The following is a 24,305-nucleotide window of genomic DNA, read 5'->3' on the forward strand; positions in this document are numbered from 1 at the left end:
ATCGAGAACGCAGAGGCCCCGCACTGATGGGGAGCGCCTGGGCGGCCGGTTTGACCAAGGAGCAAGCCGAACAAGTGCTACGTTCGCTTGCTTCTTCGCCCTCGGATAAGCCGCCCTCTAAATCCGACTAAGGCCCGCCAGCGTGAACCGGCAGCAATAATGTACAGTTGGTCCAAGTATTCCTTGCGAATCCGGCCACGATTGGGAAAATATGCAACGCGCGCTTGGTTGCGGGCTGCGCCGAACGGCCTCAGCATCCGAGCCAGCCCCGGACTGCTCGAGGCCGTTTGCTATTTCCTGTCACAAACCTATGGCACGGTCATTGCTAGGCTAGGTGCACTGGGATTTCAGCGCTCAGTTGGAGAATAAATGCTGCCGGGACATTCATTTCGAGCCCGGCAGCGTTCTACTTCGAGACGCGCGGGACAGTTGCCAGCGTAAATTATAATGAACGGCCTCAGCTCGGCGGGAGCTGAGGCCGTTGGGGTTTGCTCCGGTTTCAGGGGGCTCTTGGGACACCGGAGCAGAGAATTGCCGCTTGTTCCCGACTCGTAAACGCTACGCGAAATCTTATCTTCGGCCGATGCGTATGGCGTACGAGCTCTGCCTGGCTACCGCCAGCAAGCAGGTCCCGAACGGGCCGGACTGGATTCATGAAGTGAAGCACGACGGCTACCGGATGCTGGTTATCCGGGAGGACGAACGCGTGCGCCTTCTCTCCCGAAACGGCACCGACTGGACGAAGCGTTATCGTTGGATTGCTGAGGCGGCGCTGAAGAACCGGCAGAAGCGCTTCGTGATCGATGGCGAGGCCGTGATTCTCGGCGTTGACGGCGTTTCGGACTTCAACGCGCTGCACTCTCGCAAGCACGATCACGAAGTCCAACTCTACGCCTTCGATATTCTTGCGATGGGCGGCGACGACCTGCGCGGCCTGCCTCTGCACCTCCGCAAGGCAAGCCTCGAGCGCCTATTGGCGCGGCGCCCAGACGAGATCACGCTGGCGCCGTTCGAACGCGGCGAGATCGGGCCTGATTTATTCCGCGCGGCATGCCGCATGGGTCTCGAAGGGCTCGTGTCCAAACATCGCGATCGGCCATACCGCGGAGGTCGGCAGAAGCACTGGATCAAAGTGAAGAACAGGTGCCATCCCGCGACGGGGCGCGAGCTTTAGCGGTCTCGACCGCAGCAGATCAAAAGAATGCTTCCAGCCCACCCGTCGCCGCAATACCCGCCTGACATTTGTCTCCTGCAAGGGGCGCCCTTGGAGACAGCCGTCCTACTGCACGGTCGGGCGCCCTCAACTATTCAGGGCGTCCGAGCGCAATTCTCCCCTCTGAGGGGCGAGTACCGGGTCGGCGCCATCTGATCGGCCCGGGGAAGCGATTGGCGATGCTCAAGGCGCGTTCCTCGTCCGTCTCAAGAGCTACTTTCTGAGCTAACATGACATCGCCCTCGACCAAGCTACCCAACGGGACGAAGCACCAGCCTGTGCCGAGCCGCCCATATTCGTCGATCTCGTTGACGTTGCCGGACGTGCCCCGCCGGATGCGGTACCGCTTTCCGGTATCGCACCCCACGACGTCGAAGTACCCCTTCCTCTCGAACTCGAGCCTTTGCTGGGGCGAAAGCCAAGAACGCAGCAGTCGCAGCGCGCGAGCCTGAACCGTTTTCTCCTCCTTTGCTGCTTGATAAAGCGTACCAACAGCCATGCTCCGAAAAGTCCGCGGGCCGATGCGACCAAACCCTCTCTTCACTGGTCCTCACCCGCCCACGAGCCGCGGGAAAAACAATGTCTCTTCGGCGGCCGGATCGAACGCGGTGATCCTGGTTACCTCACCGGGCCCCTTCCGCACCGCCGCGGTATAGCCTTTGTTGGTAAATTGCACAAAAAGCCTCTCCGCCTCTACCAACGCTTCTGCATTGGAGTTGTCGAAGAAGTGCCGGCTGTCGCCGCTATGATCCATCACGATTTGCACTGCCATGCTCAGACTCCCGATTGCACATCACAAGCAATGTGGAATGCGAGCGCTCGTTCCTAACTGACCCAATCGCCAGTGAGACACCTTCTATTGCTCTGCATCATGCGCACGGGACGGTGTAATGGCTTGTCCAACGTCCCTGACGATCGCCACAGCTTGGTCGAGGCTCGACCAATTATCTGCGTTGGGATCTGGGGGACACCCGGCGGAGCAGTGCTGGGCTCTAAACCTTGCTCAGGTCTCAAAGCCATTGTGGTTCGGCAACCCGCGGTGCTTTCGGCTTACGACTAAGGTCAGCGAGTCTTCTTTTGCGCGGAAGTCATCACCGCACAGAGCGGCGCGCGACCAGCATCAGCAACCCTCCGACTTGCGGGAGTAGCGCCAGGAGCACGAGCCGAAGCATGGCAAAGTCCTCCGAGGCGGGCCGGAGCGAACCGAAGGTTGCCCACGCGACGAGTTTTACTGCGGCATCCGTTTGTGGATCTGCTGCCCGACCAATGGCTGCGACCGCGGTCTCCAGGGCTTGCCGTCGCTCCAAGACGGTCGCTTCGCGCTCGCGGCAAAACTTCCCCACCCCACCTTTGCATTCGCGGTCTCGGGCGGCCATCGCATCAGAAAGCGCGGCCTGCGCGCCAGTAACGACCGGCGTGACGCGCGACGCGCGCGCAAGCGTCACGTCACTGATGTTCGTCGACGCGAAGCCGAGGCCCGCCGTTACGACAAAGACGAACGTCAGGAGCCAAAGAGCCCAGCCGAGCAGTGCGCTCCCGCGGCGCCCGATCTGCCATAGGTTGGCGGCACAAGACGGCATCCCGAGCGCTATGAGATCGGCGGCCATGCCAAGGGCCAGGAAGAGCCAACCCGCGGCATCGCTCGAGCCAAGAGACCGAGCAAACCATCCGTTGACCGCCACTCCCACGCCAGCCAGAGCCACAGCTGCTACCATGAGGATTGCGGATGCAAGGTTAAGCCGTGACGGCGTGACGGGCGGGGAAATGAGCGGTGTCGCGGCCGCCGGCGTCACGGGCGTTGCGCGATCGGTCGTTACGGTCGGCGGCGTCAGGGCCTCAGCGGGCGCCGGAAGCGCGTCCGGCGGCGAGACCTTGGATTGGACGTTCGCGGCAGCCCGTGCGGGCATTCGGGGCGCGACGGCGCCGGCGGGGGCCTTCGTTCTTTTTCGATCCCGGTAAGCCTTTGCCCGCTCGGCGCCGGTCATCGCCTTTGACTTCGGTGGATCTTGATGGAGCGAGATGACAGCAGCTGAATTGTCAGAGGTCATTCGAGATGATCCGTTTATCGATTTGCGCGATTTTGTTGGGTTTACTGCGACGCTTCAGGCTGCATTCGCGGAACTGAGTTTGGCGATGCGGGCTACTTCGGATTGGCGCCGCTGTGGCTGTAACTTTTCACTGAGCTCCCGCACAACGCACCAACGTTTCCTTGAACTGCGGTTGCACTGCCCAGGCGTCGAGCCCTTCCCTAGCGAAGGTGCCGCGGGCAACCTCGATCTCGGCCGCGCAACTGCAAACGACCGTCGCAGTCATCCCGGACCGGACGAGCTTTTCAAGGCCGCCATTGGCGATGATCGTGCCAACGCAGGCATCTGTGAGCCGGCGAACCACAGCGCCGGCCTTCTCGTTCGACATCGCCGGCGTCGTGCACAGCGTCCATGCTGCTGTAACCGCGGCAACTACCCTTGCAATATTGCGCTGCATCGTCTGCCTCCCCACTCTGATCGCTCCAGCATGGCGTCCACCGGGTAGCGCGCAACGAGAGGAGTGCTCCTGCCTTCCCGTCCGCGGTGCTCACCCTCGTTCGCCTTCGCGCATTTGCTCGGCCAGCTTCCTTACGGCGGTGATGAACTGCTCGCGACCTACCTTGAGGGTCATCCATTGAATAGCCGCGCGCTCGCGGTCGGGACCGATTAGCCGCCGAAAGCGCGATTTACCCATGTGGTTCCGCAACGCGAATCGTGAGATGCCGAGGTGATCGCAGATGCTCTCGACAGTAAGGACAGGCTCAGCCCGGGGCGCCGGTCGGGGCAGGGGAAGCGTGCGCGCCAGGAGGGGGCGGCCATCGTCCGCAGCCGGCCAGAAGCGGACGTCTCCGGCTGCCGTTCTCACATGCAGGGGAGCCGCAGGGAACGGCGCCGCGGCAGGGTCACGGCGATCGGTGCCGAAGATGTCGGACACGATCGACGGAGCCCGGGGCAAGCGCAGGAGGAGCGCAGGGCAGGTTTCGGCGGCGGGAGGTTCGATCTCGGTGCCCGCCGGCTCGAATAGCTCCAGGACCTTGCCGAGCTTAGCCGACCACGCCAGCGCAGCGTCGGGATGCAAAGCTGGATCGACCGCGATCAGATGCGACCGCCTTGAGCCTTTGATTTTGTACCTGTACAGGGGCCAGAACTCGACCAGCCGTAACGTGCCCTCCGCCCTTATAAGAATCTCTCTATAAGGAAGAAGGGCACCTTTCGCCGCCAGCATGGCATCGACCGCCTCGCGCGGGGCCATTTCGGTCGGATTCTTCTCAAACCAGCGGCGGACGGCTGTGGGGGTCGGAAAAAGATCCGCCAAAGCCGCCTGTTTTCCTTCCCAGCTGACCGGCCAGAACCCACGCGCTGCCAAAAGCCGGGTCGGAGCGATCTCCAGCCACTCGTCAAACGTCCTGGTGCTGTCGACCGTGATGTCGACCGGAACCCCTGCCACAATCTCGATGGTTAGGGGGCGGTCTTTGCAGCGCCGCACCGGCCGCGCGCGGTGTACGGCCTGGGTCACCTCAGCGTCGCGGACTTGCTCGAGGATGGCGTCGGCCCGCCGGTCTGGATGATACGGTTGCTCGATTGAGGCGACGGCGTTGCCAGTGCTTCGCAACGCGATGACGCGGGTGGGATAGAAACCGGTGCCTATTGACGTGGCGGGATTTCGCCCGAATTCCACGCGCGCCGCGCGCTCAACCTCTCGCGGCTGCGGCTCAGTGCGCGAAATCAAGATCGCGCGCAAGCAGTCCTCAAGGTTGTTCATCCCTCGAATGTTTCCGTAGTGATTCAGGATCAAATTAGAAGGGCGCGTTTTCCACTCGCTCCAGGTCTGTTCCAGGTACTCCTCTAGGCTCTTTGGAGCGATTACACCCGTCTTCCCGCCCGACACACGGTCTTCCGCGGCCTTCACTTCGAGCGCGCGCATGATCTTTTGCGCGTAAGTCTCTTGGGAAGATCGCTTTTGCGGGCTTTGATCGCCGCCGGCGCCAGGAACTACTTTGCCGTAGCTCACCGCTTGGTCGACGACCTGATGGACAGAAACGCCTTCTCCCCTCTCGACCCGGATGTCCGCAATCAATTCGAACCGGGGAAGCCAATTCGAGGCGACCGTTTCGTTGAGCGTTGCGTCCAAATGGAGAACTGGCCGCTCGAGCCAATCGGGATGCGGCCGCGGCGGGGTCACGATACGGATTGCCTGCGTGTCGCCCGCCAACAGCTTCATGCGTGCTGAAGAGATTTCTTCGCCCACCAGCAATTCGCCAAGGTTTTGCCAGAAGGCCTGTCGGACGCGTACCAATCCGTTTGAAGCGGTGACTGGCTCAATAATCGCCTGGATCGTGTCGTCGTCCGCGCGAGGGTCGAAAGCCTTGGCTACGGGGGTGTAACCGTAGGCTTCCCCAGCTCTCACGGCCGCGCAAGTGGCGTCACCAAACCCTTCGGCCTCGAACGAGGCCCGCGGCAGGTAGCTGCCGGGCGCTACCCGCTCCACGGCGGCCACGGCCCGCTGTAACCAGCCCTCAAGGCGCGCATGTTTCGCACGAGACGTGGAGAAGTCGGAGAGCGGCAAGTCATCTTCGCGAGCGCTACCCAAGGTCAGAGCCTCGTCGACGATCAAGGCAACGGCTTCTTTCATCGAACCTTGAGGTTTCGTCGCCAGGGCCGCATGCGTCGTGACCCACACGCGCGGCGTCATGTCGGCTTGCTGTCGGTAGCCACAATCGCCACGGAAGGGGCAGAAGCCCCGGCTCGGAGAACCGCAGACGTCGTTTATTGAGCCGGACGACTTGACCACCGCCTTGACCAATTCGCCGCGCCGACAGAGCTTCACGCCGGGCCGCGCTGGATCTTCTCGATCGATGCCGCGCCATGTGGCCGCCAACGTTTCTCCTGCGAGCCGGTTGATGTCGGCTTCGATCTCTTCGGCTTTGGAGTGCGTCGGCACGGCAAAAACAACGCCGCTGCCGGTTTCCTTCACATAGCGGACAATCCGCCCGATCGTGGTGTGAGTCTTTCCAGCGCCGGGCGTTATCTTGATGCCCCACTGAGCGTATTCTGGCGGTGTGGGTTCGGCATCGGATGCAAAGATACTCTCCGGGTCTAATTCACCAAAATCGACCTCGGCCGAAAGCTCCCCCGCAGCCGCGCGGTGCGCCTCAAGGGCGTCTTCGTATGCCCCGCCGTCGGCGAGCCCCTTTGGCACGGCCTCGTCGAAAAAGCGCGCGACGGCCGCTTGCAGAGACGGCTGCGCCTCCGCCAGGGGCATTCCCTTGTCCGGCCAAGGACACGACGCTCGCGAGCGGCGCTCCTCCTCGGCTTCTTCCGACACGCGCTGTTGGCCTCGCACCGAATCGATAAGCGTGTCGATGCGATCGAGCTCCATTCGGAGATAGGCCGGCGGATGAGTTGCAGCGTCCCACTCCGCGGCGGCAACCCTATCAGAAAGCAGCCGCTTCAGCTTCTCGGCGCTCGCGTTGGACCCGTGCCGGCGCCAATACACCGCCACGCAGTGTTTCAGAGCGCCATGGCAGCCGGCGCCGCCTTCGTGGTCGCCGATTGCCGCCAAACACTCCGAAAACGTCGCACCGACGGCCCCGCCCGGCGCGCCCAAGGCAACGTTCCGTTCAACCGGGCGCGCGTCGTCGAAGCGCGGGACGGCTACAGTGTCCGAAGTGCCCTCGATCAGACCGGATCGCGCACATCGACCGGCCAATGGATCTTGAGCGCCTTCCTCAACTATCGGCGCCGCTACATAGATCGGCTGAACGGTGGTGAATACCGCCGGATCGACGGGAAATTCACGAAACCATGCTTTTGCGGCCTTCCCGGGCTCTGGCACTTTTTGACCGAGCCAGCGCTTCAATTCTGTTTCACCGAGCCGGCGATCGAGCCAAAAACCTAGCCGAATGTGAAGGCCAGGCTTGATGCCCGCGCTGCCAGTGAATTGGTACCAACAACCAACATCGTGAAAACAGCGCGGCAGCTTGGCGCGCACCAATTTCACGGTATCCGCAGGGCTTGCCAACGGATCGAAATCGTCAGGCAATGCAACGCCATCGATATCGAACAGGATCCACCGGCGGGGCTCCTCGACCAATGTTGCTGGCCCATCATCCTTTGGAAACTTGCGGCGCAGCATCCGCTCGCGGTCGATGCCGGGGCCGATTGCCCCACGGACAACGCACTTGTGCGGATCCGCCGAGACGCTTTCGAGAAGATCGGCCAAAGCGCGCAAGCCCGAAACGCTGAACTCCTCGCCCCTATAAAACTTGACGTTCTGCTGAGTGCGCGTCTCGATCGCGCCGGCGCTGCCTCTGACGATCGTCTTTGTCAGCGGCCGGCTAAGCGAGGTTAGAACCGTCACGTTGTCAGCCGTCATGCGCGGCCCGCGGCGAGATGGATGACGGTAAGCCGATGCCTTCCCTTAAGGCGTGGTTTCAGATAGCCGACCCAGACGTCGACTTCCCGCTCCCGACAACGAAACACGACTTGCTTTAGTGCCAGAACGCGGTGCGCCTCGCCCGTTGCCAGCCCGCGCTCATGATCGACAGCAATCAAGACTTCGTCGCATTCGCCAAGAGCCCACTCTACGGCCGACGATTTGAAAGCGCTTGGGGTGGATAGCCCGCAGGCTGGGCTCGAGAATTCGATTTCGACGCGGTCGGGAAGCGCCTTGGCGACGTACTGATGGAAAAGGCGCTTCGTCGCAGTGGTGACGCGCACCCCAGGTCCCAGGTAAAGAATGACGCTGCTTGCGTGCTCGTCCAAATCCGACGAACATGCGTCCGGCGGCGGCTCGTAAACTTTCAGCATTGATCGGCCGGGCCAGGGCGCCTGGTCGCGCCAAGGCGCGTGGTAGTTGCCTTCATCCGTCGACATCAGATGCGCTGGAAAACCCACGCGTCGCGTGGTAGACTGTACGCTCATTCAAAGCATTCCTTCGGCCCTCGTTCAGCGCTGGACACGCTGTGCGGGGGCCGAAGTGCTTCGACCGAACCGCGAGGGACTTGGTTGGGGAGGACTGCCGAATGAAATGTGAGACTGGAATGAGCGCGACCGAGGCCGCGGGCAGATTACGTTGCAGATCGCGGCGACCACTCAGGCCGCGACGCCCGCGAAATCAAGCAGGGCGCCGACGGTGTAGGCAACGCGACGCGGCCCAATCTTGGTAGGCTTGGGGCCGCTTCCCAGCGAGTCATATCGCTCAAGCGTTCGATAACTTATCCGGAGAACTTCGGCGGCCTCTACTCTGGTCAGAAGCGCGTCGCGTCCTAGCCGACGCGCGGCCTCGAGTGTCAGCTTTCCAGTGACGGGATCAGAAGCGGGGGTCATTTGTCGCATCCATGGGGCCAGTTTCTCCTAAAGAGGTGATATGGCGGGAATATCCCCTGCGATGTTGAAAACGTCACCTCGCTAAAATCGACAATATCGACAAAACACGATCGACAAGGGGACTTTTGAACTCGGAATTCAGCGCCCGAGCGTGGAATTCAACGTCACGCACTCGCGGCGAGATCTGTGACCATCGCGTCGTCAACAACTCGCGCGACGTATTTGGCCCAGCGGTCTGCCGCATCGACGCGCTCTTTCCATCGCGGTTCGCGATCGTATGTTTCTAAGAGCTCTTCGCGCGTGTGGTTGAGCATCATTTCAGCGACCTCCTCCTCTACGCCGGCGGCGGAAAGTCCCGATCGGAAAGTGCGCCGGCAATCGTGCAGATGAAACGGCACCCCGCACTTTTTGACTAGGTCGGGCTGCCTTTTTGACCAGCCCGTCATGCGCTTGCCGCCGGCGCCCGCAAAAACGTAGTCGCTCTTCGCCCACTTCTTTTGACGCTGCAGAATCGCCATGGCGAACGGCGGTAGCGGGACGCGATGCTCTCGACCGTTTTTAGTTTGGGGGCCTGGAATGGTCCACACGCCTTTGACGAAGTCGACGTCGGATCTCCTCATCAAGGCGGTTTCTTTCCGCCTCTGGCCCAACAGCAACAGGATCCGCACATAGTCACCGTACGGCGCCGAAACCGCGCTACAGCCTCGCCAGATATGTTTGAGCTCGGCCTCGGGAATCGCCCGACCGGTCCGCGACGTGAACTGAGCTCGCGTCTTGCGATCGCGGCGCCACCCGGCCAGCGGGTTTGCGTGCAGCAGGCCCCGATTGACGCACCAGTTCAGGAACGTCGCGGCTTTGGAACGAAGATCTTGCGCGGCCCCGGGCTTCTTTCGCTCCTCGAGCTTGGCAACCTGGTTCGCAACGGATTGTCTATCTATCGTCTGGACGTCAACCTTCCCCAGCGGTCCTAGGAGCTCGCGCCGGAGAAGCGAGATTATGTGCACGGTGTTGACGACATGCCGGCCTTTAAGATGCTCTTCGTATGCATCGATGGCCCGGTCCAGGCGCGCCGCATCGCGGCGCAAGGCCTCTTTACGTTGACTTTGGGGGTCGAGGCCGCCAGCAATCTGGCCGGCAAACTTGCGCGCGGCCGTCCTGGCATCGGCCAATCGCACGGAGCCGACCTCACCCAGCGTCATGCGCCGTTGCGGCGCCTTCCGACCTCCGCCGCCGGCCCGGTACAGCAGGATGAAAAGCTTGCGGCCCGATGGCCAGCAGCGAACTCCAAAGCCACGCACCTCAGAGTCCCAAAGAACGACTTCCCGGCCCTCTTCTGGCTTGAGCGCCTTGATGCGCTCTTCCGTGAGATTGACGCGGTTCTGCATTTTCTTTGCCCCTATCCACCGGAAGCACCCCGGAATCACGCAATTGCGGGCTCAAGCGGGCTACGTCGGGCTAGTGTCTCACGGAAGTCACTGATTGCCCAGCGCTTTCGGAGATGCGCGGGCTTGCGCGGAATCACTAGTAGATCAAGCACACTTTTGGTAATGGAGAGGTCGACAGTTCAATCCTGTCTGGCAGCACCATTTTTCCCCATTGAAGCGAGCCCTCCACTTGGCAGCCCCATTTGGCAGCGAGCCCGCAACACCCACGGATGCGATCGTGATCACACGTTCCCTGCCCTATGAAGGACTGCTCCACGAAATCGTCGAGCATAATGGCGTGCTCTATCTCGGCGGCATCGTCCCTGAAAATGCGGGGCTCGATATGGCGGGCCAGGCCGACGATGTGCTGCGCCAGTTGAAGACTCTGCTCGATGGGGCCGGCTCCGATCTCTCCTGCGTTCTGCAGGTGACGATCTTTATGGCTGATCTCGCCGACAAGGCGGCGTTCAATCAGGTGTGGAAGCGCAATTTCACCGCGGACCACCTGCCGGCACGTGCGGCCGTTGGCGTTGCGGATCTCGGCCCGGGCGTCAAGCTGGAGCTGACGGCGATCGCCGCCCGCCGCTGATCTACACGGGCGAGGCGAGAGCGCTCGGTCATTCCAGTGTTCGCACATCAAGCAACGTTCTCGCGGCGCGAAGCGTCCGAGTTTTGCTGTATTCCTTGACCCTCTTCCTTGAAGAGGGCGCAGGGAAGACCGGGTGCCGGCTGGCACCCATGACCCGCTGCGCGAAGAATTTGCACACGCAAATGCGCAGGCGGAAAACAGGTGGGCCGGAAAACACCCGGCCTTCCCTGCGCGATGGGTTGACGGCCTATGCCTGCTCTCCCCGGAGCCGAGTTCCCTCTGGCCTCCGTCACCTCGCGAAAACCGACGCACCGCGTCCGGTTGGCCGATGCATCTTCGCGAAAGCTTGGCTGTAGCAACGACAGCCAGGACCACATGGTTTAGCCGTACGCAGCAGCGCCGTTCGTCACACGGAGAAGGACCTCACGAGGTTCACCCGCCCTGGTCCCGCCTTCCCGTGCCCGACGCAGCCGCGTCCACCGCACCCCAGCCCACGTTCGTTGCGACGTACGATCGCCCCTCTCCATCGGGTCGGGATGGCGGGAATATGCCGCGAATCCGAATTTCGGTAAAGTGGAATATTTTTGCGAGGAGGGGTTGACGGGGTCTGGGGTGTTTTGCCCGACGGGTCGCGATTGGGCGCGCTGGTAAGGTTAATCCTTCCTTTCGATTGTCGGTAAAGTTTTATCTATTATCGTGTTTGCCGTGGATGACGAACCAGAGGCTTGGATAGTGTTTGCGTGTTGCCTGATCGTGACTGGGATTGCGTTGCTTCTCTCCGGCATCGTTGCCTTCGGCTTTCATAGAAACTCGCTGCACGCGATGGCGTTGCTGTAGCCGGCGCCGTGGCTCAATCAGCGAAGGCGGAAGCCAAACCCATCAAGTCCTTTCGAGGCGGTGACGAAACATGATGGGTTTCGCAAGGGCTCTACCCATCCTACGCACGATCAATTGTCGTTACCCGCAGCACGCCTCGCAAACCGATCATCTGCCCGACGCAGCCGTCGACACAGTTCGCGGTTGATGTTCTGCAGCACGATCACATAGGCGTGGATGTCGGCCTTGTAGCAGGCGTAGAGATTTTGGGCGGTCAGTTCGTACAGCACCGTCGGTGCCTCCGCGACAACCGTTGCCGAGCGATTTTGCATTTCGATCAGCGTCATCTCGCCGAAGAAGTCGCCGCGCTCCAGCACGGAAATCGGGATGACGCTGCCTGCATTCGTCCGTTTGTTCACCGCGAGCCGACCGGATTTGACGATGAACAGCGAGCGGCCCGGCTCGCCCTCCGCCACGACGGTTGCGCCCGCGTCGAATCGGCGCTCGACCAGCATCGACATCAGCAGGTCGAGACCTGGCTCCGGAAGACCGCCGAAGAACGGCGTCGCGAGCAGGAACGCTTCCAGATCGGGGGCCGTGACAACCATTGCGCTAGGATACGCCCCGCCGCTATCTGCGGCAAGCAGTGCGGCGTGTTCCGTCATTGCGAGTGTAGCGAAGCAATCCAGAATCGGTCCGCAGCGACAGTCTGGATTGCTTGGTCGCATCGGCGCAAAATTGCTTCGCAATTTTGTCGCGAGCTCCTCGCAATGCCTCGCAAATCCGCCGCTCACTGCCGCGCAGCGCTCTCCCCGCGCAGTTCCCTTCGCTTTCGCCACACCTGCAGGTCGATCATGGCTTTGATCGTCGCCGCGAGGACGGCCGCGCACAGCACGGCCTTCGAGATCGTCTCCATCGTTCCCTCGATCAGGAGGCAGTGGACCACGCTGCCCGCGACGATGACGATCGCGAGGGGAATATGAATGATGCGCCAGGTGCGCGGTCGCAGCTCCAACCGCCGGCGCAGGGACGCCAGCAGCGCAACGATGAAGATGGCCCACATCGCGGTCACGCCGAAGGGCGAGAATGGCGTCGGCGATGAGAAGGTCAGCGCGTCGATCATGTCGGGCGGACTGGTGATCCAGAGGCCGGCGACGTGGATCAGCACCGCGAAGGCCAGCGCGCCGCCGATCCAGTGATGGGCACGCCGTCCGCGATAGGCCGACAGTGGAGGCAGATATCCGCCGATCAGCAGAGGCTGAACCAGCACGAGACCGAGCGCGATGATCCCGGCGAAGCCGGCGAGAATGTAGACCGGACCGCGCCATGCGAGCTGCTCGCTTGTCGCAGCGGCAGCGATCGGCACGCCGATGGCCAAGGCGAGGGCAACCCAGATCAGGATCGCCCGGGCCGATCTCCACCCCGTCATTCGCTGGCCCGATCAGGCCGGCTGCAGGACGAAGTGCGCCTCGAGGCTGGTTTCCTTGGCGCTGCGCATCACCGGCCGCAGAAAGACGGTTTTGAATTCGCCGCTGTCATAGGCGAGGTGACCATGCGGCTGGCCGAAGATCGGAATGATCTGCGGCATCTCGAGCCGGAACTTGCCGTCCTTGTCGGTGAGCGTGGCGCCGTGGCTCTGCGGCTCGTGCTCCTGGCCTTCGGTCGTGTGCGCCCAGATCTGGATACGCTGCCCCGCGAGCGGAGCGCCGTCGCCGGCGCGGCGCACGGTGCCGCTCATCCAGAAACCACCCTTGCCGATCCGATCCACGATCGCCGCGCCCTTGCGGTAGTTGTTGGCGCCGCCCGACATCGTTTCGGTCGGCGCGAGGCCTGCCGCACGGGCCGGCAGCAGGAGGCCGGAAGCGCCGGCCGCCAGAACGGAGCCACCGGCGACGAGGAGATTGCGGCGATTGAATACGACCGTGGTCATGTCAGTTCCTCCGGGCGGTCGGCGCGATCGCGCGCCGTGCGATGATTTCTCGTGCCCCGGACGCGGTGCAGCACGCAGTGATGAGCTGCAGAGCCGGGCCTGGCCAGATCGGTTCCGGCTCTGCGGAGCAGCGTTTCACGCTGCACCGCGTCCGGGACACGCGACTACCGGGCAATGGCTGCGCAAACCATATAACACCAGGCCTGAAACGCCCAGTTGCGGCGAAGGGCGCAACGGGTCGCAATAACAGTGTTGTGAACGAGCGCGCGGCCGCTCGAACAGCTTCGCAGAATGGGTCAAGCGGAGCGAAACCCATCTGGCTCGTTCGACGGCGAAGGATGATGGGTTTCGCAAGTGCTCTACCCTTCCTGCCCACGGACACTACATGTGGTGGCACAGCTTCTTCCCACCGGTACCCTCCCCATGATCCCCTTCTCCGTGCTCGACCTCGCGCCGATCTGCCAGGGCAGCGACGCCGCGCAGGCGTTCCGCAATTCGCTCGATCTCGCCCGGCATGCGGAGGGCTGGGGCTTCAAGCGGTTCTGGCTCGCCGAGCATCACAACATGACGGGCATCGCGAGCGCGGCGACGTCGGTGGTGATCGGGCATATCGCGGGCGGAACGAAGACGATCCGCGTCGGCTCCGGCGGGGTCATGCTGCCGAACCATTCGCCGCTGGTCATCGCCGAGCAGTTCGGCACGCTGGAATCGCTCTATCCCGGGCGGATCGATCTCGGGCTCGGGCGGGCGCCGGGCACCGACCAGTTCACCGCGCGGGCGATGCGGCGCGACCTTGCGACGGCATCGGAGAATTTTCCGCATGACGTGCTGGAATTGCAGGCGCTGCTTGGCGATGTGCAGCCGAACCAGGCGATCCGCGCCGTGCCCGGCATGGGAACGAAGGTGCCGCTCTGGATTTTGGGATCGAGCACGTTTGGCGCGCAGCTTGCCGCAATGCTCGGGCTGCCGTTCGCCTTCGCCTCGCATTTCGCGCCGCAGATGATGATGCCGGCGCTGCGCGAATATCGCGCGCGCTTCGAGCCGTCAGCGCAGCTCGACAAGCCCTATGCGATGGTCGGCGTCAACGTGTTCGCGGCCGATAGCGACGCGGAGGCGCAGCGGATGTTCTCCTCGCTGCAGCAGCAGTTCATCAATTTGCGCCGCGGCACGCCCGGCCCGCTGCCGCCGCCTGTGGACGACATGGATGCGCTGTGGTCGCCGGCGGAAAAGGCCATGGTCGGCCAATCGCTGTCCTGCTCCGCGGTCGGCTCGCCTGATGTGGTCGAAGCGAAGCTGAAGGCGCTGATCACTGATACCGGCGCGGACGAGCTGATCACCACCGGGCAGATCTACGACCACACCGCGCGGCTGCGCTCGTTCGAGATCGCGGCGCAGGTGCGCGATCGGCTGGCGCAACAGCCGGCGGCGTGAGCGCGATCGAGCGCCCCCGCCAGAAGTGCGCCCTCTCCCGCCGGCGGGGGAGGGAGTGCACCGCGTTTGTGGCGACAACTCGAATTCTAATCCGAAAAGCCGAACAGCATTGCCGGATTGTGGACGAGAATCTTCTCCAGCTCCGTCTGGTCGGGCGCGTAGCGGTACATCAGCTCGAGCAGATCGGCGTCGTTGGGCGGCTGCTTCACGGAGACCGGGTGCGGCCAGTCGCTGGCCCAGACGCAGCGGTCGACGGCGGCCTCGATATAGGCGCGCGCGATCGGGATCACGTCGTCGTAGGGCGGGCCGGCCTTCGAGGTCTTCTCGCCGAGTGACAGCATGACCCAGAAGTTGCCCTTCTCGAGCAGCTCCAGCATCTTGCGCAGGTTCGGATCGTTCTTGCCGGCCTCGGGGTCAGGGCGCGCCATGTGATCGATCAGCACGGGCACGTCGAGATTCTCGTATTTGGCGACGCTGGAGACGATGCCGTCCTTCTCCGGCTGGATCTTGACGTACCAGCCGAGCTCGCGGATGCGGGCGATCGCACGGGCGAAATCGGCTTCCGACAGCACGGCGCCGAGCTCCTGGCGGAAGCTGAAGCGCGCGCCGCGCACGCCGGCATCATGCAGCTTGGAAAGATAGGAGTCGCTCGCTTCCGCGAACACCAGCGCATTGGCACAGCCGCGATAGTTCGGACCCATCGCTTTGAGCCCGTCGAGCACGACGGCGTGGTCGGCACCGTAGGTCGTGGTCTGCACGATGATGCCGCGCTCGATGCCGAGCGTCTTGTGCACGCGCAGCGCAGCCTCCCAGGTCGCAGTCGGCATCCGATAGGCCGCACCGGGGCGCTCCGGATATTTGTCGATGGGCCCCAGCACATGAAACTGGCTGTCGACGGTCTTTGGCGGCGGGGCCTTGACCGGGCGGCACGGATTGGGATCGAACGGCAAATAGGTCGGCATGCGATGCTCCTTCAGTCGATCACGGCGGTGAAGTCGCACTGCACCAGCGCGCCGCCGTCCATATTGTCCATCGGCAGCGCGTGACGTGCCGGGCGCGAATGCTCGTCCGGAAACATCTTCAGCCACTCGACATTGATGGGCCCGCGGTTGCCGCGGTCCTTCAGCCAGACCGTCATCTTGATGATGTCGTCGGTGCTGCCGCCGGCGGCTTCCACGATCGCCTTCATATGCGCGAACATGTTGGCGCATTGGGCATCCAGGCTCTCGGGCATCGCGTTGGTCGCGGGATCGCGGCCGAGGATGACGCCGGACATCACGAGATTGCCGATGCGGCAGGCGTTCGGAATCGGATTGACGTGCTTGAAGCCGCCGATGTGGATGCTCTTGCGCCGTGTCATGCTGCGCTCCCTTTTGCTTACTGCTTCAGACGAACTGGCACGACACCGAGCCGAACGGACCGTAGTCGGCATGGAAGGTGTCGCCGCGGCGGATGTCGACGGGGCGCGTGAACGAGCCCGCCAACACGACTTCGCCGGCCTTGAGATGCTCGTCATGCGGCGCGAGGCGGTTGGCGAGCCAGGCGATGCCGTTGGCGGGGTGATTGAGCACGCCGGCAGCAAGCCCGGTTTCCTCGACCTCGCCGTTGCGGAACAGAAGCGCGCCGATCCAGCGCAGATCCGCATCGAGCGGGCGGAACGGCCGGCCGCCGAGCACCAGCGCCGCATTCGCCGCGTTGTCCGAGATCGTGTCCATGACCTTTCGCGTCTTGCCGGTCTCGGGATCGACGCGGTGCATGCGCGTTTCAAGAATCTCCAGCGCCGGCGTGACGTAGTCGGTGGCGTTGAGCACGTCGAAGATGGTGCAGTCGGGACCGCGCAGCGGCGCCTTCAGCACGAAGGCGAGCTCGACCTCGATCCGCGGCGCGTGGAAGCGATCGAACGGAATCGGCGTGGCGTCGGCATAGAACATGTCGGCGAACAGCACGCCGTAATCCGGCTCGCTGATGCCGACCGCATTCTGCATCGCCTTCGAGGTCAGGCCGATCTTGTGGCCCTTGATGATGCGGCCGCGGCCGAGCTGCAGCTTGGTCCAGGCGCGCTGGACGGCGTAGGCATCCTCGATGGCGAAATCGGGATAGTCCTTCGTGAACATCGGGATCAGCGTCTTGGTGCGCTCGGCTTCATCCAGGCGCGCGGCGAGCCGTTCGATCGTGGCGGCATCGAGCATGGTCTACTGCTCCGCCGCGACGGTGTTGCGCAGCATGCCGATGCGGCTGGACTCGACCTCGACGACGTCGCCAACCTTCAGCCAGCGCGGCGGATCGAAGCGAACACCCGCCCCCGTCGGCGTGCCGGTCACGATCATGTCGCCGGGCTTCAGCGTCGCGAAGGTCGAGAGATAGGAGATCAGATAATCGAACGGGAACATCAGCCGCTCGGTGGTGTCCTGCTGCCGCACCTCGCCATTGACGCGCGTGGTGATGTCATGCGGGCCGCGCGGGTCGAGTTCGTCCGACGTGACGATCCACGGGCCGATGCTGCCGGAGCGGTCGAAATTCTTGCCTTGCGTGACATTGAACTTGCCGTGCCGCAGCCAGTCGCGAATCGTGCCCTCGTTGCACAGCGTCATGCCGAAGATGTGCCCCCACGCCTTCTCGCGCGGGATATGACGACCGCCCTGCCCGATCACGATGACGAGCTCGCCTTCATAGTCGAGCTGATCCGAAACCTTGGGCTTCTCGAGCGGCTGGCCGGAGCCCGTCATCGACGACATACTGCGCACGAACAGGCTCGGATATTTGGGCAGGTCCGAATTGTCTTTATATTCCGCATTGCGCTCGGCGTAGTTGACGCCGATGCACCAGAGCTTTTCCGGCGCCAGCACCGGCGGCAGCAGGACGAGATCGTCGAGCGCATAGTCCGGCGTCGCGCCCGCGATCGCTTCCTGCGCATCGGACAGCGCGTTGGCCGCGATCAGCGCCTTCACGTCGGAGAAGTCGCGGCCGATCCGCCTGGTCAGATCGATCACGCCGTCAGCGACGGCCGCGCCGTAGCGCGGCTCTCCGTCCACGAGATAGCTCAGGAGTCGCATGGTCGTTCTCCAATTTGTATCGGGCAGCGCGGCTGGCGGCGCGCTCAGTCTTTCGATTTGGGCGTCTGAAATACGGTGTTCAGCGTCACGATCTCGCCGAGGCGGGCGTAACGGGGACCGCCGATGCGCGCGATCGGGTCGAGCGCCTTGGTCTCGACCTTGCCGTCGTTCACGAGGCCGTCGCGCAAATGGAACATCACGACCTCACCGACGATCAGCCGGCTCTTGGCCTCGCCGAACTCGAGGCACTGGCGGAAGCGGCATTCCATCGCCGCCGGCGCGGCGGCAAGCCGCGGCACCTTGATGCGCTCGCTCGGAATCGTCTCCAGGCCGAGATGCTCGACCTCACTGATTTCAGGCGGATGCTCGACCGATGAGTCGTGCACCGCCGACATCAGCGGCGTATCGGCGATGTGGATGACGTATTCCTCGGTGTCGAGGATGTTGTGCGCGGTGTCCTTGTAGTCGGCGCCCTTGCGGCCGACGCTGATGGCGAGCATCGGCGGCTTCTGCGAGACGAAGGTGAAGGCGCTGAACGGCGCGAGGTTGAGCACGCCCGTGGCTGACAGACTGGTCACCCAGGCGATCGGACGCGGCACCACGATGCCGGTCATCAGGCGGTAGATGCGCTCGGCGCCGAGCTCGGTGGGATCGATCCGCATCGATCAATCCGCCCTGATGTTGGCCTTGCGCACCACCGGAATCCACTTGGCGTCCTCGCGCTCTAGGTAGGCCTTGAACTCGTCCGGCGTCATCGGCGTGGCTTCGCCGCCGAGCTTTTCGAATTTGTCGACCACGGCAGGATCCTTCAGGATCGCGACCAGCGTCTCGTGCAGCTTGTCGATGACGGGCGCCGGCGTGCCCGCGGGCGCGAACAGGCCCGTAAACGTCTGGCCATCGAAATCCTTGTAGCCGAGCTCGGCGAAGGTCGGCACGTCGGGCAGCGATTTCAGCCGGTGCGGGCTGGTGACGGCGAGCGCGCGAAACAGGCCGGCCTTGATGTGCTGGAGGCTGACCGTGAGCTGGTCGAACGCGAACTGCACCTGGCCGCCGAGCAGATCGTTGATCGCCGGCGCATTGCCGCGATAATGCGCGGTGACCCATTGCAGCTCGAGGTTCGACTGCATCAGCTCGCTGAGCAGATGGTTGGTGGTGCCGGGGCCGGGCGAGGCCATGGTCAACTTGCCGGGCTCGCGTTTGGCGAGATCGAGGAATTCCTTCAGCGTCGTCGCCTGAACCGACGGATGCACCTCGAGCACCAGCGGGGTCATCGAGATGGTCGAGATCGGCATGAAGTCCTTTTTCCAATTATAGGCTTCGCGCTTGTTGATCTCGGTTGCGAACAGCACCGGGCCGTTGGCGCCGACGAACAGCGTGTAGCCGTCGGGCGCGGATTTCGCGAACGCCTCGCCCGCGATCATGCCGCCGGCGCCGGCCTTGTTCTCGATGATGAAGGGCTGGCCGAGCTTTTCCTGAAGCTTGTCGGCGACGATGCGCGCGGCGCTGTCGACATTGCCGCCGGCCGGATAAGGCACGATCAGCTTGACGCTGCGGGCCGGCCATTGCTGGCCCGACGCGGGCCCTGCCAGCATCGCGGTGGCGGCAGCTATGGCAATCCAGATTAATCTCATGTTAACCTCCCGGCAGCGCTTCCAATTCCATGTCGCGTGCGGCGATGCGCGCGGCAGCTCGATCGGGGCGCAATCTCCAGATGCGCGCTTGTCCTGTCGAGTGAATTGTGGCGTTCTTGTCCATATTATGGACAAGACGCGAATCGCCCGCAACGCGATATCACCGCGGCAGGGCGCGCAGGCGATCCGGCGCGCCCTCGCCGTGCTACGCATTCTTGCCGCGGGTCGCGAGGACGGTGTGCCATTGGCCGAGGTGATCCGGGCGACCGGTCTCACCCGTCCGACCGTGCATCGCATCATCCATGTGCTGATCGAGGAAGGCATCGTCGAGCGACACGAGCGGACCGGCCGCTACGCGATCGGCAACCAGGTGCCGGAGCTGGCGCTGGCACGGCCGCGGCCGTCGCGGCTGCTGATCGCCGCCAATCCATCGCTGCAACGTGCTTCCACCGAAATCGGCGACACGATGTTCCTGACGGTGCGCACCGGCAACGACACGCTGTGCGTCGATCGCAGGATCGGAATCTATCCGATCCAGGTGCTGTCGATCGAGGTCGGCGCGCGCCGGCCGCTCGGCGTCTCCAGTGCCGGCGTCGCCATCCTCGCCGCGATGCCGGCGCCGGAGGCGCGAAAGATCGTCGCAGCGAACGAGAAGCGGTTCGAGGCTTACAAGACCGATGTGGCGACGGTCCTCGGCGAGGTCACCGCCGCGCGGCGGCTCGGATACGGCCTGAGGGAAATCGGCCTCGTGCAGGGCACGAAATCGATCTCGACCTGGATCAAGACCCCGGATGGGCGACCGGCCGCGGCCATCACCGTCTCCGCCGTTCGAACGAGGCTCGGCCCCCGCCGCGAGCAGGAGGTCGCGGAGATCTTGTTACGGGAGGCGCGGAGTATCGAGCAGGCGATCGGGGGTTGAAGCGCGGACGGCGCCGTTTCACCTCGCCCCGCTCGCGGCAGGGCTATCGCATATGGATTTCACGAGGACCGCGGGCTTGCTCCGCCTCTCCCGCTTGCGGGAGAGGCCGACGCGCTCGCAGAGCGCGGCGGGTGAGGGTTCTCACCACTTGGGGACATCCTCCGCAATTCTCAACAATCCCAATGCGGAGGCAGCCCCCACCCCAGCCCTCCCCCGCAAGCGGGAGAGGGAGCCGACTGCCAATGCCGCCGCATCGTGCACACCATATACGATAGCCCAGCCGCAAGCGGGGCGAGGGGGCGCACCTTCTCTGCGAATGGGCTGACTTCGTGCGCATTTTTATGGCACAACGCCCCCTCCGCCGACCGACCAACGAGGCCCCCGCATGCCCGCGCCAAAACCGCCTGCCTTCGAGACCCTGAGCCTGCATGCGGGCCAGCATCCGGATCCCGTGACCGGAGCCCGCGCGGTCCCGATCTACCAGACCACGTCCTACGTGTTCCAGGATTCCGACCACGCCGCCGCACTGTTCAATCTGGAGCGCGCCGGCCACATCTATACGCGCATCTCCAATCCGACCACGGGCGTGCTGGAGGAGCGGCTGGCGGCGCTGGAGGGCGGCGTCGGCGCGATCTGCACCGCGAGCGGCATGGCCGCGCTGCATCTGGCGATCGCGACGCTGCTGAGCGCCGGCGATCACATCGTGGCGTCGAGCTCGCTCTATGGCGGCACCATCAACCTGCTGGCACACACGCTGCCGCGCTTCGACATCACCACCACTTTCGTGAAACCGCGCGATCTCGATGCGTTCCGCGCGGCAATCAGGCCCAACACCAAGCTCGTGATCGGCGAGACCATCGGCAATCCCGGGCTGGAAGTACTCGACATTCCCAAGGTCGCTCAGATCGCCCATGACGCAAAAATTCCGCTGCTGATCGACAACACCTTTGCCACGCCCTATCTCAGCCGGCCCATCGAGCTCGGGGCCGACATCGTCATGCATTCGGCGACCAAATGGATCGGCGGCCACGGCATCGCGATCGGCGGCGCCATCGTCGACGGCGGCCGCTTCGACTGGCGCGCATCGGGCAAGTTCGGCGTGCTGACCGAGCCCTATGGCGGCTATCACGGCATCGTCTTCGACGAGCAGTTCGGCACCGCCGCCTTCATCATGCGTGCGCGCACCGAAGGCTTGCGCGATTTCGGAGCCTGCCTGTCGCCGACCAACGCGTTCCAGCTTCTGCAGGGCGTCGAGACGCTGGGCGTGCGCATGGACCGTCACATGCAGAACACGCACCTCGTGCTGGAGGCCCTGAAGTCCAACAAGGCCGTCGACTGGGTGCTGCATCCCTCGCTGGAGACGCACACGGACTATCAGCTCGCCAAGCAACTACTGCCGCGCGGTGCCGGCTCGATCATCTCCTTCGGCATCAAGGGCGGGCGGCCCGCGGGCCGCAAGTTCATCGAAAGCCTGCGCATGATCAGCCATCTCGCCAATGTCGGCGACGCCAAGACGCTGGTGATCCACCCGGCCTCGACCACCCATCAGCAGATGGACGCCGAACAGCTCAAGGCGGCCGGCATCGGGGAAGAGCTGGTGCGGCTCTCGGTCGGCATCGAGACCGCTGCCGACATCATCGACGATCTCGCGCAGGCGCTGCGCATCTCGCAGAAGGTCTGACACCATGAAGCTCTCCGTCAACGACCTTGATGTGTTTGCCGCAACCGGCGGCCGCGACTTCGACAAGTCCCTGCCCGCGGTCGTCTTCATCCACGGCGCCGGCTTCGACCATTCGACCTGGGCGCTGCATACGCGCTGGTTCGCCCATCACGATTTTTCCGTGCTGGCGCCTGATATGCCCGGCCACGGCCGCTCTAGCGGGCCTTCGCTCGGCAGCATCGCCGAGATGGCCGACTGGACCGCGGCGCTGCTCGATGCGGCGGGAGCTGCGAAGGCGCATCTGATCGGCCATTCCATGGGATCGCTGATCTCGCTGGAGACGGCGGCCCGTCACCCCGACAAGGTTTCCGCGCTGAGCCTGATCGGCACCGCCGCGACCATGACGGTCGGCCCGGATTTGTTGAAGGCCGCCGAGGCCAACTCGCAGGACGCCAACGACATGGTCTCGATCTGGGGCCTCGGATTCAACGCCGAGCTCGGCGGCAGTCTCGCGCCGGGCCTGTGGATGCATGGCGGCGCGCAGGCGGTGCTGAAGTCTTGCGAGCCGGGCGTGCTGTTCAGGGATCTGTCGGCCTGCAATGCCTACGCGAATGCGCTGACCGCTGCCGCGAGTGTGAAGGTGCCGACGACATTGATTCTCGGCGAACGCGACATGATGACGCCGGCGAAGGCGGGCAAGACGCTTGCGGCCGCCATCCCGCATGCGAAGACCGTCGTTGTGCCGGGCGCCGGCCACATGATCATGGCCGAGCGCCCGGATGAATTGCTGGCGGCGCTGAGGGGCTGAGAGTTCAGCCGCAAGAACTTCCACGGCGTCATGGCCGGGCTTGTCCCGGCCATCAACGATCTTTCTTGCAACACAAAGAACGTGGATGCCCGGGACAAGCCCGGGCATGACGCCGTCGCGTTATCTCAAGACCCCGGCGTCCACTTCCAGACGATGTCGGAGACGTTGACCGGCTTCGGGATCAGGCCGAGCTTCGCAAAACGGTCGGCGACGGCCTGCTGGGTCTTGATCACCTCGGCGTCGAGCGGCACCACGCTGTAAGTCGATCGATTGACGAAGCGGCGGACGGCCTCGATGTCGACACCGGTCGCCTCGGACTGCGCCTTCGCGACCTCCTCGTGATGTGAGTTCGCCCAGGCGCCTTCCGAGGCGAAGGTGGTGTTGAGCCGGGCGACCAGCGACGGATATTTCTCGACGAAATCCGTGTTGGCGATGTAGTAGGCGTTCGGCCTGTGCACGTCCTTGTCGAACGCGATCACCCGCGCGCCCTCCTTCAGTTCGGCGAGCGCCAGATACGGATCCCAGATCGACCAGGCGTCGACCGAGCCCTTGACGAAAGCCGCGGTCGCATCAGCCGGCGCGAGCGGCGCCGGCGTGATATCAGACCAGGACAGCCCGGCCTTGTCGAGCGATGCGACCAGCAGATTGTGCGCGCTCGATCCCTTGCCGAAGGCGACGCGCTTGCCCTTGAGGTCGGCGAGCGTCTTGATCGGTGAATCCTTCGGCACGATGATCGCCTGATTGTCGCCTTCGGACTTCACAGCCGCGACGTAGCGGATCCTGGCGCCGCCCGCTTGCGCGAAAATCGGCGGCGTATCGCCGACGAAGCCGAAATCGACGCTACCGACATTGATGGCCTCCAGCAGCGGCGGACCGAACTGGAAGTCGACCCATTTGACCTCGATGCCGAGCGGCCTGAAGGCGTTTTCGAGTGTCTGACGCTGGCGCACGGCCGGGAAGAAGCCACCCTTCTGCGTGCCGATCCGGATCTCCGCGGGCTTGTCCTCGGCGTGCGCGGACACATTGAATGCGGTCGCGACGAGCAGCGCTGCGGTCAGAAAATGGCGTCGTGCAATCATGTTGCGTTCCTTTGCGTTGGATTCAGTTGGCGAAGAACGGAGAATTCGCGCGCCGGCTCCGCTCGGAGAGCACCGCGCGGGCCGCGCGCTCGGCCTCTCGCGCCGAGCGGAACTGACGGCCTTCGAGGCTGTCGAACAGGCGCTCGGAGGAGAAGAAGCGGAAGCCGCGGGCATCCCTCGTGACGATGCCGGCGGCACGGTCGTGGATCTCGATGATGTAGGCGTTGGACTGGGCCTGAGACATGACTGCTCGTTCGCCGGAATTCCGGCGCTCCTGACTTGCAAATTTGCGGTGTGGATGTTGCTAGGACGAGGTCAGCAACAACAACAGGCGCCCGTCGCAGCCGAGAAACAGCGCCGCGTCATGCACGCATGCATGTCATTGGAAGTGCGCGGG

Annotated in this window: 24 protein-coding genes; 6 read left to right on the plus strand and 18 right to left on the minus strand. The window is 63.8% G+C overall.

Annotated elements, in window-relative coordinates:
* Positions 1 to 589 precede the first annotated feature (589 nt).
* Positions 590 to 1,174 carry an ATP-dependent DNA ligase gene (locus tag XI04_RS33660; RefSeq protein WP_442868731.1) on the plus strand — a complete coding sequence of 195 codons (585 nt, stop codon included), beginning with the start codon at positions 590 to 592 and terminating at the stop codon, positions 1,172 to 1,174.
* Positions 1,175 to 1,304: 130 nt separating this feature from the next.
* Here XI04_RS33660 and XI04_RS33665 read toward each other — a convergent pair whose 3' ends face one another.
* The 7 genes from XI04_RS33665 to XI04_RS33695 all read right to left on the minus strand — a co-directional run bounded on the left by XI04_RS33665 (position 1,305) and on the right by XI04_RS33695 (position 9,953).
* Entirely contained in the window at positions 1,305 to 1,712 is a 408-nt protein-coding gene (locus tag XI04_RS33665; protein ID WP_271610194.1) for a hypothetical protein, read from the minus strand.
* Between the two features lie 51 nt (positions 1,713 to 1,763).
* Positions 1,764 to 1,985 (minus strand): hypothetical protein, encoded by a 222-nt coding sequence (locus XI04_RS33670; RefSeq protein ID WP_271610195.1) that lies wholly within the window; start codon positions 1,983 to 1,985, stop codon positions 1,764 to 1,766.
* Positions 1,986 to 2,304: 319 nt separating this feature from the next.
* Positions 2,305 to 3,261: a hypothetical protein gene (locus XI04_RS33675; RefSeq protein WP_271610196.1), complete on the minus strand. Its 957-nt coding sequence runs from the start codon at positions 3,259 to 3,261 to the stop codon at positions 2,305 to 2,307.
* 127 nt (positions 3,262 to 3,388) lie between these two features.
* Positions 3,389 to 3,697: a hypothetical protein gene (locus XI04_RS33680; RefSeq protein WP_271611425.1), complete on the minus strand. Its 309-nt coding sequence runs from the start codon at positions 3,695 to 3,697 to the stop codon at positions 3,389 to 3,391.
* 90 nt (positions 3,698 to 3,787) lie between these two features.
* Positions 3,788 to 7,615 (minus strand): hypothetical protein, encoded by a 3,828-nt coding sequence (locus tag XI04_RS33685; RefSeq protein ID WP_271610198.1) that lies wholly within the window; start codon positions 7,613 to 7,615, stop codon positions 3,788 to 3,790.
* On the minus strand, positions 7,612 to 8,163 hold the full coding sequence (locus XI04_RS33690; RefSeq protein ID WP_271593807.1) for a hypothetical protein: 552 nt from the start codon (positions 8,161 to 8,163) through the stop codon (positions 7,612 to 7,614). Before XI04_RS33690 ends, XI04_RS33685 begins: the two co-directional genes overlap by 4 nt.
* Before the next feature lie 569 nt (positions 8,164 to 8,732).
* Positions 8,733 to 9,953, minus strand: a complete 1,221-nt coding sequence (locus XI04_RS33695) for a tyrosine-type recombinase/integrase (protein WP_271610199.1) — start codon at positions 9,951 to 9,953, stop codon at positions 8,733 to 8,735.
* Positions 9,954 to 10,230: 277 nt separating this feature from the next.
* Here XI04_RS33695 and XI04_RS33700 point away from each other — a divergent pair, with 277 nt between their 5' ends.
* Positions 10,231 to 10,581 carry a RidA family protein gene (locus XI04_RS33700; protein WP_028140745.1) on the plus strand — a complete coding sequence of 117 codons (351 nt, stop codon included), beginning with the start codon at positions 10,231 to 10,233 and terminating at the stop codon, positions 10,579 to 10,581.
* A 947-nt stretch (positions 10,582 to 11,528) separates the two neighbouring features.
* On the opposite strand, the gene XI04_RS33705 is transcribed toward XI04_RS33700, so the two are convergent.
* The 3 genes from XI04_RS33705 to XI04_RS33715 form a co-directional block, all read right to left on the minus strand.
* Positions 11,529 to 12,005, minus strand: a complete 477-nt coding sequence (locus XI04_RS33705; RefSeq protein ID WP_038972206.1) for a cyclic nucleotide-binding domain-containing protein — start codon at positions 12,003 to 12,005, stop codon at positions 11,529 to 11,531.
* Between the two features lie 182 nt (positions 12,006 to 12,187).
* Positions 12,188 to 12,826: a ferric reductase-like transmembrane domain-containing protein gene (locus XI04_RS33710; RefSeq protein WP_038972207.1), complete on the minus strand. Its 639-nt coding sequence runs from the start codon at positions 12,824 to 12,826 to the stop codon at positions 12,188 to 12,190.
* Between the two features lie 12 nt (positions 12,827 to 12,838).
* A complete protein-coding gene (locus XI04_RS33715) occupies positions 12,839 to 13,327 on the minus strand; it encodes a twin-arginine translocation pathway signal (RefSeq protein ID WP_028140748.1) in 489 nt (162 codons plus the stop codon).
* Between the two features lie 423 nt (positions 13,328 to 13,750).
* Between XI04_RS33715 and XI04_RS33720 the strand changes: the two genes are divergently transcribed.
* Positions 13,751 to 14,758, plus strand: coding sequence for an LLM class flavin-dependent oxidoreductase (locus XI04_RS33720; RefSeq protein WP_038972209.1), 1,008 nt, complete (start codon positions 13,751 to 13,753; stop codon positions 14,756 to 14,758).
* A gap of 86 nt (positions 14,759 to 14,844) precedes the next feature.
* Here the strand turns inward: XI04_RS33720 and XI04_RS33725 are convergent, their stop codons facing one another.
* From XI04_RS33725 to XI04_RS33750, 6 genes are read right to left on the minus strand one after another with little or no spacing between them, the layout of a single operon-like run.
* Positions 14,845 to 15,720, minus strand: coding sequence for an amidohydrolase family protein (locus tag XI04_RS33725; protein WP_271610200.1), 876 nt, complete (start codon positions 15,718 to 15,720; stop codon positions 14,845 to 14,847).
* A gap of 11 nt (positions 15,721 to 15,731) precedes the next feature.
* Positions 15,732 to 16,118 carry a RidA family protein gene (locus XI04_RS33730; protein WP_028140751.1) on the minus strand — a complete coding sequence of 129 codons (387 nt, stop codon included), beginning with the start codon at positions 16,116 to 16,118 and terminating at the stop codon, positions 15,732 to 15,734.
* A 25-nt stretch (positions 16,119 to 16,143) separates the two neighbouring features.
* Positions 16,144 to 16,947, minus strand: a complete 804-nt coding sequence (hpaH, locus tag XI04_RS33735) for a 2-oxo-hept-4-ene-1,7-dioate hydratase (protein ID WP_271610201.1) — start codon at positions 16,945 to 16,947, stop codon at positions 16,144 to 16,146.
* Between the two features lie 3 nt (positions 16,948 to 16,950).
* Positions 16,951 to 17,811, minus strand: a complete 861-nt coding sequence (locus XI04_RS33740) for a fumarylacetoacetate hydrolase family protein (protein WP_271610202.1) — start codon at positions 17,809 to 17,811, stop codon at positions 16,951 to 16,953.
* A gap of 44 nt (positions 17,812 to 17,855) precedes the next feature.
* Complete coding sequence (locus XI04_RS33745) at positions 17,856 to 18,473, minus strand: flavin reductase family protein (RefSeq protein ID WP_028140754.1); 618 nt, start codon at positions 18,471 to 18,473, stop codon at positions 17,856 to 17,858.
* A 3-nt stretch (positions 18,474 to 18,476) separates the two neighbouring features.
* Positions 18,477 to 19,442, minus strand: a complete 966-nt coding sequence (locus XI04_RS33750; protein WP_152102303.1) for a Bug family tripartite tricarboxylate transporter substrate binding protein — start codon at positions 19,440 to 19,442, stop codon at positions 18,477 to 18,479.
* A 127-nt stretch (positions 19,443 to 19,569) separates the two neighbouring features.
* Between XI04_RS33750 and XI04_RS33755 the strand changes: the two genes are divergently transcribed.
* The 3 genes from XI04_RS33755 to XI04_RS33765 all read left to right on the plus strand — a co-directional run bounded on the left by XI04_RS33755 (position 19,570) and on the right by XI04_RS33765 (position 22,829).
* A complete protein-coding gene (locus XI04_RS33755; protein ID WP_028140756.1) occupies positions 19,570 to 20,361 on the plus strand; it encodes an IclR family transcriptional regulator in 792 nt (263 codons plus the stop codon).
* Between the two features lie 385 nt (positions 20,362 to 20,746).
* Positions 20,747 to 22,042 carry an O-acetylhomoserine aminocarboxypropyltransferase gene (locus XI04_RS33760; RefSeq protein WP_271610203.1) on the plus strand — a complete coding sequence of 432 codons (1,296 nt, stop codon included), beginning with the start codon at positions 20,747 to 20,749 and terminating at the stop codon, positions 22,040 to 22,042.
* Positions 22,043 to 22,046: 4 nt separating this feature from the next.
* Positions 22,047 to 22,829, plus strand: coding sequence for an alpha/beta fold hydrolase (locus XI04_RS33765; RefSeq protein WP_271610204.1), 783 nt, complete (start codon positions 22,047 to 22,049; stop codon positions 22,827 to 22,829).
* Positions 22,830 to 22,954: 125 nt separating this feature from the next.
* Here XI04_RS33765 and XI04_RS33770 read toward each other — a convergent pair whose 3' ends face one another.
* Together XI04_RS33770 and XI04_RS33775 are read right to left on the minus strand one after the other, a co-directional pair.
* Positions 22,955 to 23,908: an aliphatic sulfonate ABC transporter substrate-binding protein gene (locus XI04_RS33770; RefSeq protein ID WP_028140759.1), complete on the minus strand. Its 954-nt coding sequence runs from the start codon at positions 23,906 to 23,908 to the stop codon at positions 22,955 to 22,957.
* Positions 23,909 to 23,930: 22 nt separating this feature from the next.
* On the minus strand, positions 23,931 to 24,152 hold the full coding sequence (locus XI04_RS33775; protein ID WP_028140760.1) for a hypothetical protein: 222 nt from the start codon (positions 24,150 to 24,152) through the stop codon (positions 23,931 to 23,933).
* Between the last annotated feature and the right edge of the window lie 153 nt (positions 24,153 to 24,305).

The sequence above is a fragment of the Bradyrhizobium sp. CCBAU 11430 genome, assembly GCF_028128855.1.
GTDB classification, from domain to species: domain Bacteria; phylum Pseudomonadota; class Alphaproteobacteria; order Rhizobiales; family Xanthobacteraceae; genus Bradyrhizobium; species Bradyrhizobium ottawaense.